The sequence below is a fragment of the Sulfobacillus harzensis genome (assembly GCF_012933365.1).
GTDB classification, from domain to species: domain Bacteria; phylum Bacillota; class Sulfobacillia; order Sulfobacillales; family Sulfobacillaceae; genus Sulfobacillus_B; species Sulfobacillus_B harzensis.
In genome coordinates, this window is sequence record NZ_JABBVZ010000104.1 from 1 (window position 1) to 11,434 (window position 11,434).

The window sequence follows — 11,434 nt, forward strand, 5'->3', positions numbered from 1 at the left end:
CTGACCACCGCTACATGTGTTGTAGTTGCGTCAGTTCAGGCCCTAAATACGGTACAACAAATCTTTTTTCAAGGGAGTACCAAGGCTTTCCTGACCCCTCTCTCGCCCCCGATGCGGGTTTTCCCGAGACTCAAGCATTGTATCAATGTCGAGGTCGTGTAAAATGCCCGGACTGCACCCTTCCTGCACTGCGCCGATGGCGTAGCCCAGAGCAGTCCATAAGTAGTCGTCGAGGGCGACCCTGTTCGTGAGCGTCATCGCCTGGTTATCCTGCATCAAATAGCGTGCGGAATCGTAGTTGGTGGTGGCTTCCGCCCAATAAAGCCGAGCTTTTTTAGGATCACCCACCTCTGACAGGAAAACCTCGACGTGGTCCATTACGGCCTTTACCGCCCCCACATAGGTCTCGAGAATTGGGGTTCCCTCCCGCTCCACGCCAAACACACGCCCACCCAAAATCCACGGCAACTCCACATCACGCGGACCGTTGGGATCGATCGCCTCCTGCTTGGCCGCGGTGACCAAAACCGGGATTGGGCGGTATATCTGAAGCGCCTGACGCTCCACCCAACCCGGTAGTGCCGGGGCGTCGCTCCCGATTGCCATATACGGCTCCACCAACTGGTCGGCAAACAGTTCAAGACACCGAGCGACCTGAATATACGCATGGGCGGTGGGCACTGCGGACGTTTTCAATTGGTCCAAAACCTCCAGTACTTGGCCGCCCACTCGCCGGAATCCCGCCAACTCCCCATCCAGGTTGGACGGCCGCACGTGATGGCCAAACGCATCCCAGAACCTCAAGTCCCTTCCCCCTCGTCTTCGCGACAATCTCCGTTACACCATAACAACGTATGAGAACGACTATTCGTTGCCTTGGCCTGCGAACGCCCCGATCCCCGTTTCGGTTAGACGGCTGAGCCTACGCCATAAGGACAGCCTCAATCGTCATGTTTCTGCTCACACGCACGGGTGGCCCGTCAGTTAGACGCGGGTTGTCCTCAACGGAAAGGGCCATGTAACCGTTTGGGGTCCTGTCCCTGGGTGGGGGCGCCGTATTGGCCGTCGCAGCGTCGGGGTTTCTCTGGATTCACCGCAATCGCGCATGAAAGCATTGGCTCGGGCCTGTACCCGTATCGCCCTCTTTACCGCTCTCGCATTCGCCGATCAAAGCCTGCTGGTGTCGACTCCCCACGCCGCCGAAGCACGGTTAATCCACAGCCTCCCGTTGCCCTGCGTCCACATGGAACAAGTCGCGGTGGGTGGAGGCATTTCTCACCGTCTTTCAGCCGCAAAGGCCGCATCGTTCGTCGGCTTTATGGGTGCAGAAGGGACTGTTCTTAGTCGTGTTTAGTGTCTTTCACGGGTAGGTCTGTCCCGTGCCAAGCCGGGTGCTCGATGGGCACTTCCCCGAGACAGCACTTTCATAATCTGGATGCCAGTTTTGGCAGCAATTGATCGGTTTGTTGGGAGTGCTCGCGTGGGGGCTTCTCCACCAAGTCAATCAGCCCCGTTGTCACCATCGTGCCGTCTATGACGAACCGGATTACCGCCTCTTGACAGAGGCCCATTCGCGGAGTTTCGCCTAGCACTACGTACAACATATGTTGCAGCAGCCTGTCGAGGTCGTTGATCCGAGATTCTATACCCCTAGCACCAAAAAGGCTGCCGCAACGGCCAGCATGGCTACCCCCGTTACTCTACGGATGACGAAATACGTTGGACCCGGCTCCCGGACCCCACGCCATGATTCCGTGATCCGCCAGATCCATCGCGGCGCTATGGTGTTGGCCAGCCCCAGCGCAATCCACAACACCACGAATACCCTGACCGCATAAAAGATAATGGTCATCAGGCCGTGCGGCACGGTGCCCACCTCCCCAAGCTCAATGGATAACGCTTCATGAGACATCCCCGTTCCTTGGGCCACACATGAAAACTCCTGAGAGTCCGATGTCGCGCAACAAGCGGTTCACACCTTTGCATCCTTCCACCGAGACCATCAATGCCTTTGCTCCAATAACCAACGGCAAATCGCTGCGTTTCGTTCAGCAACCTTGGACCCGCACTCCACACGCATCCCAACACACAGCGCTTCGATGGCCGCCATCACCATCCACCCCGCCTCCATTTTAAGGCGTTTGAAGCCGACGATATCACCGTAAGCATCCACCATCTCCCGAGCGGCCGCAAGCCACGGGCCTCGCCACCACGCATCGGTGAAGCCAAGGAGTTCCTCTGCACGCTTTCCCGCGAGGCTGTCACTAAACTGGCTGGGTGCTTCAGAGCGATGATTTCAAGGCAAGCGACGCTTGACGGCGAGGGGTGAATCCGCAATACTAGCCCTATTCACACAGGTGAGGTGGCCGTATGCCCCATTAAGTCGCTTTGGGTCGAGATTCCGGGATGCGTCACGGCTAATATGTGACCCCACAATCTCGTCGCCATATCCCAAATCCAGCCAGGCTCTAAGGAGCCCGGTTAATTCTATTTGGGGAGCGACCATATACTATGACCACCGAACATGTGCGGTGGCAGGTCATACCTGCCCATACCCCACTATTGGTCCGCCATTGTGCTCATTGCGATGAGCAACGTCCTTTCTACTGCCACGAACGATTCCGTATAAACGGCCAGAAGCGGAAATTGGACATCTGGCTTATTTACAAATGCTCTGACTGTGGGGCCACCTGGAACATGGAAATCGCCGCCCGCGTAAGCCCCAAGGACATCCCACCATCCCAGCTTCGGGCGATGGAGGCAAACGATGCGGTCCTCGCCTGGGGTTATGCCTTTGACGTCCCCACGCTAAGACAAAGTGGTGCCCAAATCGAATATCCCACCGAATACCACGTCCTGGGGCCAGCAATAGAGTGGGCAGCGGACGAGGGCGTTTTGACTATCGAGCTTGAGTTTCCCTTCCGGTTTGATTTGAGACTGGACCGGTTTTTGCAACAGCAGTTCTCGGTGTCGCGGGCCCAGGTCCATCGTCTCGCACTCAGTGGGGCGATTATGACGAAACCGGTGGTGGACATTACCCGCCATAAGATTCGAGAGTCTCGGCTGAACCTGACCATCGACCGCCCCGCTGTCCGAACTGCAATGAGGAGTTGACCACCGGCGGATCCGATGCTCGACATGACGGGTGAACCAGATTCCATGACAAACGCCGGTCTTCCGGCGTTTGTTCTTCTCAATCTCCGTTAACAATGATCAGTACGTGACGAAGAGCGCCGATGCCTATGGAGCATTCGCTTCGAAGCGCGCGGCCAATCGTTCATGTTCAGGCCATCCCCGGGCCCTTCTCCTCTACCCTCATCGCTATTGGATAAAGACAAGCACCGCCTCCGGCTGCACCGGAGAGGCCGCGTCTTAGACCACTCGAAGAGACGACTCCATGGCACATTCGGCCCCCTAGGCATTGGTTATTTCCACGTACACCGCCCTACATTCAGGATTCACGTCTATCGGCGTCTTCAGCGGGAAAATTAGGTCTCGCCATACCCTCAAACATCCGCCTCCGTCAGTCCGGGAAAGGCTCCTTCACGTGCCCTCAGAGGCCGGCGAACCGTTGCTGCAGCGCTTCAAGCTCGGTTTGGTCGATGCGCCGAAACAAGAGGTCGGGAACCTGGAACTCCCGCCCGGGACCATAGCTGTCCAGATGAACGTCTTTAATCCATTCATGACGCTCGTGACCATTCAGATGCAGGGCATCCAATACGGCCGCCGCGGCAAAGGGAATGATGGGCTCCGCGGCCATCGCGAAATACTTGATGAGATTAATGGCCGTTCGCAACACCATGGCCGCCTCATCGCGGTCGGTTTTGAGTCGATTCCACGGCGCTCGCCGGTCAAGGTAGACATTGCCGATCGACCACAGCTCGCGAAGAGCTTGCACCGCCTCACGATATTCGTCAGCAAGGCGCCGACACTCTTCTTCGACCCGCTGTTCCGGTTCTCCGGGCTCCCCACCCTCGGGCACCCGAAGACCAAAGTAGGACGTTGCGAGCTTCAGCGTCCGATTCACGAAGTTCCCGAAGGTGCCGGCGAGGTCCTTGTTCACCGCATGGGAAAACAACTCCCACGTAAAACTGGCATCGTCTGATTCCGGGGCATTGGCCATGAGGAAATATCGCCAGTAGTCCGCGGGAAACAACTCCAGCGCGTCGTCAAGGAAAATGCCCCGCTTTTGGCTGGTGGAAAATTTGCCGCCGTAGTAGGTCAACCAATTAAAGCTTTTGATTTGCGCGCCCAAGGTCCACGGTTCCCGGGTGCCTAAAATCATGCCCGGAAAGAATACCGTGTGAAACGGCACATTGTCTTTGGCCATGAACTGGGTATAGGTCACATCGGGCGCGTCCCACCACCACGCCTTCCAGTCGCGCTCATTGGGGGCTTGATCACTCCACTCTTTGGTTGCTCCGATGTAGCCAATCGGTGCGTCGAACCACACGTAAAACACCTTCTCTTCGAACCCTTCCCGAGGGACAGGCACGCCCCAGGTGAGATCCCGCGTCACACACCGCTCGGTGAGCCCTTCATCCAACCACTTGAGCGCAATCGAACGGGTGAGACGCGACCAGTGGGGGTGGTTTTCGACCCAGGCGCGGATAGGTCCACTTAAGGCATCCAATCGAAGAAAGAGATGGTTGGTAACCCGGACTTCCAAGGCCGTGCTGCCCGAAATCGCTGATCGGGGTTCCACCAGGTCAGTGGGATCCAACACGGCGGTACAACTCTCGCATTGATCCCCGCGTGCTGCCGTGTACCCGCAGTGGGGACAGGTCCCGACAACATAACGATCGGGCAGGAAGCGACCATCTGCCCTGGAGTAAATCTGCCGAACGGGCCGCTCGACCAAGTAGCCATGGGCGGCCAGCTGGTGATAGAAGTGCTGCGTCAAGGCCTGATTTTGATGGGACGACGTACGACCAAAATGATCGAAAGACAACCCAAATTGGGCATAGATCGACGTCTGTGTGTGGTACATCGCATCGCAGTATTCCTCAACGGCAAAATTGGCCTCCCGTGCCGACAATTCCGCGGGCGTACCATGCTCGTCGGTGGCACAAATAAAGAGAACCTCCTCGCCTTCTTGACGCAAGAAGCGGGCGTAGACGTCCGCCGGCAGCAATGAGCCTGCCAAGTTTCCAAGATGTTTCACGCCATTGATATAGGGCAAAGCGCTGGTGATCAAGTATTTGGACACCGGGGTCCTCCTTAAGGTAACAATGGGAAAACAAAAACGCGCCACGGGATGTTGTCCCACGGCGCGTCGTTGAGGGATCAGGCTAAAGCGATCGCAGTCCGACCCAGAACCGTGAGCAAACCCGTGACATGTCCATGTATCGCATCATCATGCGCATCGCCATGGGTGCTCACGTCCTTTCCTGCGGAATTTCACTTAGCGTATCACACGCGTTGAGCCGATTCAATGGCACCCGACAGACTTGTGTTGGGCAAGGATCGGAACTATGGCACGATGGTGATCCAGTGGTTGCCGCCGTCGATGCTCTTGAGGACGCCCTCGTTGCCCGTGGTAACGTAGACAGCCTGGCCGGTTTGAGTCACCGCCATGGGGTTCACCCCCGCCATGTTCACGGCCGCCCAATGGCGGCCACCGTCCGTGGTGTGCAAGAGCCGATTCCCGTCGATGATCCACCCGGCATGGGCAGTTACGAAGGAGATGGTGGTCTCGCCGTGTTGGGTCACGGTACCGACGGGATGCCAGGTTTTGCCGCCGTCTTGGGTTTCGGTCAATCTCAGTTGCCATTGAGTCTTGGGCCCGGAGACCGGACCTTCCAGCGACCAGCCGATCTCGGGTGTGACGAAGTCCACAAAAAACGGCCCGGACGGTCCCTGTTTTATCATTGTCCACTGCCCCCCGCCGTCATGGGTGGCCCAAAGCTGTCCGCCCACCGTGGTGAGGTGCCCATCTTCAGGGTTCAGATATTGCAAGTTGTAAGCCTGGGTCGTGCCGCTCATGAACTTCTTGGGAAGGGGCACCTGGGTCCATGTCGCTCCTCCGTCGCTGGTCATCCAACTGGGACCCTGCAGTTCCACCAGGACGCCCCGCCCCGGTCCCCACAGCTCCACCCCGGAGATGGTCCCAAAAGACCCGGGGGCCTGGTGCCAGTTCCATCCACCATTGGTGGTGATCCAAAGCTTTGAGGGCGAGTCAGGCGAGACCAACCAACCATAGCCATCTTTGGTGAACGCCACCGACAGGGCGCGCTGGGGCTCCATCGGCCATTGGCGGGTCCAATGGATACCGCCGTCCTGGGTAGCATAGATGCCGGCGGGACCAACCCACCAGCCAATTTGGCTCGACACAAATGCGGTTTGGCGAATCGCCTCGTTGGCACCCACGTTAATTGGGAGAGTGGCACTCTTGGTCCAGGTGCTGCCTCCATTGGTCGATACGTCAAAGTGTTGTTGATCATACCGCCACACCGTATTGCGGCCGACAAAGGCGGCCGGGTACAGTCCCATACCCGCCGCATTGCAGCCCATGGCGCAACCCCCATTGCCCCAGCCGTAGCTCCAAGACGCTCCCCCATTGGTCGTGTGAAACACGGCCGTTGAGAGCTGACTGCCGTCAAAGGCCACAAGCCAGCCGTCGTTGACACTGGTGAACGTGACATTGGCTCCGGTGTTGAAGGATGGTGGCGCTGGAGTCTTAAGGGCTGTCAAATAGGACTGATAGGCTTGGGCGATTGTATTGTCATGAATTCCCGACAGGATTTCGGTCCAATTTTGTCCGGCGTCGGTGGTGCGATAGAGGGCGGGACCTTGCGGTGTGACGCCTGATGCATAGGCCACCTGTCCGTTGACCAGAGACACATCGTCAAATTTCGTATTAGCCGCCTTGAGGACGACAGACCATTGGTGTCCTTGGTCATGAGTTTGCACCACCGTGCCATTTTCAATTGCCATCCCGGTCGAGGCGCTGCTAAACGCGAGGTCCTCGAGGCCGCTGGCATTCAATGCCGTCCAGTGCTGACCACCATTCGTGGTCGACCATAGCGATGTTCCGTCCCAGGCATATCCAACCGTCGGAGTCGCGAAGTCCAATAGCGCACTGGCCGACGGGATCGTCCCGCGAATGCTCCACGATTGGCCCCCGTTGGTGGTTTCCAGCACACGCGAGACCATCCCGGTCTCGGCCAGGGCGAAGACTCGCTGGCTGGACAGTGGGTCGATGGCATCAGGAAGTTCGGCAGAAGCGGATGTCGGCGATGAGATCACCGGGCCTTGGATTGTGGTTCGGGGCTGAATGGCTTTGGTGCTGCTGAACGCCGCACTTGCGTTGATGGTGGTCTTCGCCCTTGAAGGTTTAGAAATGGTTGTTTTTGCGCCGCAGGCACTCAACAACAGCGCCACGCCGAGAAGTCCGATTGCTATTCCCGCTTTTTTCACCCATCTCGCTCCTCGCGTCCCATGTTATCCATAGAACGCGTGCATCGAAGAGCAGGTTACGCGCTATGAATTGGACCCAGCGACTCGAGAAAAAAGTCTGCGATTGATTCGCTTTTCGATAGCCACATAGCTTTCCATTCGCCAATCCCATAGCGGTGCTAGCTGGATACCTACCGTACGGCGCACATCAATCTAAGCTCGAAACCTCTCGCTAGCCTTCTTGACCACCCTTCCAAACGTTCCCGGCGCAGCGAAAAACTGGGACAGGCCTCGGATTATGCGGATCGGGCAACCTTGCCGCGCATGGGAGGGCTCGTCTCCCTTAATCGCCAAGGGCCTTGGATAGGCCGATCTGACAGGATTCTGAACGTTGTCTAATATGAGCGAGCCGAATTGTCATGCTGTGACAACCGGGGGACCCAGCAATTGGGGTGAGGCGCAATCTGCGCGGGGCCGTCCCTCTCCAGGCCCTAACCCGTCAGCTAACTCCGGAGGCACTTCAACGACGAGAGGAGAATCTCTTTGATATTGTCACTGAAACACGCCGCGGTGACCGCGACCGTCCTCGGCCTCGTGGCCGCGGGTGGTTCCGCCATGGCCGCCACGGCACCCACCCAAGTACATGCATACGCGTCCCATCGTTGTCATGTGAAACATTGGGACCACAACACAACCCGCCGTGTTCACGCCTCCATCATGGCGTCAAAGCACTCTCCGAATCTGCCGACCATCCAACAAGCCTTAACGATGGTGGGCAATATCTGGGGAGCGCCCACGGAAGCACTGGCGAAAACCTACCTTGTCGACCACGGTTATGCCACCACAGGGCCGATTACGCCCGCGCTGGTCCGAGAGGTTGCGGCGAGTCTCGGCTACCATGGACTTAGCGTTCCGACCAACACTGAAGTACAACCGTCCAACAGCGGTTCACAAACTTCCAACGCGAGCTCTCAGACTTCGAACGCCGGATCGGGGAACTCCACGACGAGTGCGGCCAATGGGTCCAGCATCGGCGGCAGCTATTCCGCGAACGTTCTGCCCGCCCATTTTCCCAACCCGGCCAATCTGAGTCCGGTTTCGGAGCCTTCGCTGTCCAGTCCATCGGCCGGACTGCAGGGCGCATTTACCCCATCGGTTAAAACCATTGATGGGCGGCCGGTATTGAAAGCCTTCCACATGGTCGCAACCGCATATGGCCCGACCCTGGCGGACAACTATCCATATGGGCCGACGGATGCCTTTGGCCAACCGCTGAAAAACGGCATGATTGCCGTTGATCCGAATGTCATTCCTTTGCACACCGTCTTGTACGTGACCGGCTACCACGACAATTACCTGCCAGCCGGCGGGTTCCTGGGTCAAGCAATGGACACCGGCGGCGCCATCAAAGGCGACCGCGTAGACCTCTTCATCAACGCCAGCGAGAACGTCATCAACGACTTCGGCGTACAACAGGTCACCGTCTATGAGCTTGGCAACTAAATAAATCCCGGCACGCTGGATGGTGTCATGCCATCCAGCGCTTTTTTGCGTGCGACCATAGTGAGGCTTGTCTAATCGACAAAAGGACGAATCTCATCCTAGCTTAAGATGACCATGGTCGCTTTTCCGAGGCGCGGAGTAGATCTAGGCCGCGCAAGGAGCAGGCTGGTCCGACCGAACGCCTCCCTCTGTTGGTGCGGCCAGAATTATGGTAAATTCATGTTGACTAACTCCCAGGGCACTACCCTATCCCAAGTAATTTTGGTTGCGTCTGCGATAATAAAATTGGATTCAGCGACCCAGACCGCACAATGGGACGCCGCCCGTTCCTTGCCTCCAACAGCACCTATGTGTGTTGGCGCCTCAGAAGAGACGCACTCCACGTGTTCCCCGCGGAAGCACCGACTAACCATCACAGGGCCTTCACAGGAAGGGTCTCGAGAAAACGCTACAGGCTCTTAATGAAGTCCGCTCATGCCCAAATAGGCTCCGATTTCCGAACCATCGGCGCAGGAGGGACCGGGGAAAAATTTTACGATCGCATCCTTACCGGCTCTGCCGATGGGGGCCCAGATCTGCGTGAAAAACTTAGGTCACCAGAGTAAAGCATTTAAGCGGCCTAGGGAATGACCATCACGTTTAATCTCACGGGCGTGTCCGGGCCGAGGTGGATGACAGGATGGGCGATTACACTTCTCTGCATGTCCCCCAACCGGGACCCCGTGTTAGGGTTGACGTCAAATCGCGGAAAGTTGCTACCTGCGATGTCAAGTCGCACCCGGTGGCCCCTGACGAACCGGTTAGCCGTCGGATAGCACTCCACTGTTATCGTAGTAGGCGTGCCCGGACTATAGACAGCTTCACGGTCGAAGCCATCACGAAACCGCATCCTAAGGATCCCGTCGGTAATATTCAGAGCAAATCCCGCCGGCCATTGGCTCGTCGGCGGATACCAATCGACTAGCTTGGCGGTAATATCAAAATCCCGCGTGTCCGCCGACACCGTGATATCCACGGATATGGGCCCAACGATGGTTAGATCCTCCCTCAGCGGTTCGCTCACAAACGACACGACATCCCGACGCAAGTTTAAGGGTCCGTATGGCGGCTCGGCCCCGAATAAACCGGGATAGGTGGTTTGGTCCTGCCCGCCGATGGGACTCACGAATTCCAACCGGTCGAGCACCGGCACAAGCGCTTCGAACTCCCTCGCGCGCGGACGCAGGTACTTCAAAAAGGAAATGTTTCCTCCAATGGTCGGCACCGGGTGGTCCGGGTCCGAGATGAACCCTAGTACCCCAACACGCTCTTCGGCTTTCTCCCGTAAGCTTCCGTCCAATTGCCCATACAATGTTTGCGGCGCCGCCTCCGAGGGAGGCCACATTTCGGCGGCCCTCCACGCACCACCGTGGTCAAGACGCCCCGCTTCGTTGACTGAACCGATTCCCCCACCCATGAGAAAGTAGCGGACACGAGGCAACGGGTCGTCGCCTTTCCCTTTCAACCAATAGTCGAACCACTGACGCCGCAACTCAAAATAATCGATGGCAGCGTCCGAACCAAAATCGACATTTCCCGCATAGGTAAGACCTGGCTCGTTGGACCCATGCGTCCATGGACCCATGACCAGGTGTGGTGGGCTGTGTTTCGTTTGGCTTAGCGCGGCCCAATTTCGAATGGTCGCCCGCGTATAGGAATCATACCATCCGCCCGAATACACGCTAGGCACATCCGCATGTTCGGCATAGTGACCCTCGATGTTAATCCCGCGATAGTCCAGAGGCCCCCCTTCGACGCCCTGAGTTAGGTACTCCAAGTACCACTCCTCCATATTCGGGGCCATCGCGAGGGGGCTTTCGCCCGCAAGCGGCAGCCGTGGTCGAAGCCAATCGCGGAGATCCACCGTCTGCAAGGTTTGCCGCTGCTCATCGGTTAGGTGGGGATCGGTCTGAGCTCCATAAAGGGCCCATCCCATCCAGCGCAGTTCGAACGCCCCCCCCTGCCGAAGTGACTCTTTGTACGGATTGGCAATTCCTTCGTGAACCCACATGCAAGCCAAATGCGGGGGATTCAGCGTCGCCAAGGCGCTTTGTACCCAGGCCATGTAGGAGGTGCCGATGGTGCCTACTTTGCCCGTACACCACGGCTGCGCAGCAATCCACTCGACCGTGTCGAATCCGTCTTCCGCCTCGTTCTGGCCCAGCTTGAACACCCCGTCAGACAAAAACCGGCCGCGGCAATCCTGCACAACGCAGGCATAGCCGGCATCGGCCCAGCGCATTGCCATAGCCGAGCGCTCGGCTGCCCCTTTATCGTAGGGCGTTCGAAGTAAAATTGCGGGAACCTTGCCAGTCTGGTTTCCGGAACGGTAGACATCGGTTGCTAGTCGAACGCCGTCGCGCATGGAAACCATAATGTTCTTTTCAATGGTCACATGAAGTGGATGTGCCACGGGACAACCTCCTCGTATAAAAAGAATTAGCCTACTAGCCTAAGACCAAGGTCTTGGGGCTTGCCGCGTAGCGGCAAGCGG

7 protein-coding genes and 1 riboswitch are annotated in these 11,434 nt (G+C 57.6%); of the genes, 2 read left to right on the top strand and 5 right to left on the bottom strand.

Annotation, left to right across the window (positions count from 1 at the left end; translation table 11 throughout):
• Window positions 1-42: 42 nt before the first annotated feature.
• Together HIJ39_RS18695 and HIJ39_RS18700 are read right to left on the bottom strand one after the other, a co-directional pair.
• Entirely contained in the window at window positions 43-804 is a 762-nt protein-coding gene (locus tag HIJ39_RS18695) for a hypothetical protein (protein ID WP_169102426.1), read from the bottom strand.
• A gap of 838 nt (window positions 805-1,642) precedes the next feature.
• On the bottom strand, window positions 1,643-1,930 hold the full coding sequence (locus HIJ39_RS18700) for a DUF6199 family natural product biosynthesis protein (RefSeq protein ID WP_169102427.1): 288 nt from the start codon (window positions 1,928-1,930) through the stop codon (window positions 1,643-1,645).
• A gap of 581 nt (window positions 1,931-2,511) precedes the next feature.
• On the opposite strand from HIJ39_RS18700, the gene HIJ39_RS18705 reads away from it, so the two are divergent.
• On the top strand, window positions 2,512-3,114 hold the full coding sequence (locus HIJ39_RS18705) for a DUF1062 domain-containing protein (protein WP_243239812.1): 603 nt from the start codon (window positions 2,512-2,514) through the stop codon (window positions 3,112-3,114).
• Window positions 3,115-3,553: 439 nt separating this feature from the next.
• Here HIJ39_RS18705 and metG read toward each other — a convergent pair whose 3' ends face one another.
• Window positions 3,554-5,209: a methionine--tRNA ligase gene (metG, locus tag HIJ39_RS18710; protein WP_169102429.1), complete on the bottom strand. Its 1,656-nt coding sequence runs from the start codon at window positions 5,207-5,209 to the stop codon at window positions 3,554-3,556.
• A 263-nt stretch (window positions 5,210-5,472) separates the two neighbouring features.
• On the bottom strand, window positions 5,473-7,419 hold the full coding sequence (locus tag HIJ39_RS24965) for a YCF48-related protein (protein ID WP_169102430.1): 1,947 nt from the start codon (window positions 7,417-7,419) through the stop codon (window positions 5,473-5,475).
• A gap of 376 nt (window positions 7,420-7,795) precedes the next feature.
• Window positions 7,796-7,931: riboswitch (cyclic di-AMP (ydaO/yuaA leader) on the top strand.
• A 10-nt stretch (window positions 7,932-7,941) separates the two neighbouring features.
• On the opposite strand from HIJ39_RS24965, the gene HIJ39_RS18720 reads away from it, so the two are divergent.
• Window positions 7,942-8,901 carry a 3D domain-containing protein gene (locus HIJ39_RS18720; RefSeq protein WP_243239813.1) on the top strand — a complete coding sequence of 320 codons (960 nt, stop codon included), beginning with the start codon at window positions 7,942-7,944 and terminating at the stop codon, window positions 8,899-8,901.
• A gap of 619 nt (window positions 8,902-9,520) precedes the next feature.
• On the opposite strand, the gene HIJ39_RS18725 is transcribed toward HIJ39_RS18720, so the two are convergent.
• Window positions 9,521-11,353, bottom strand: coding sequence for a CocE/NonD family hydrolase (locus HIJ39_RS18725; protein WP_169102431.1), 1,833 nt, complete (start codon window positions 11,351-11,353; stop codon window positions 9,521-9,523).
• Between the last annotated feature and the right edge of the window lie 81 nt (window positions 11,354-11,434).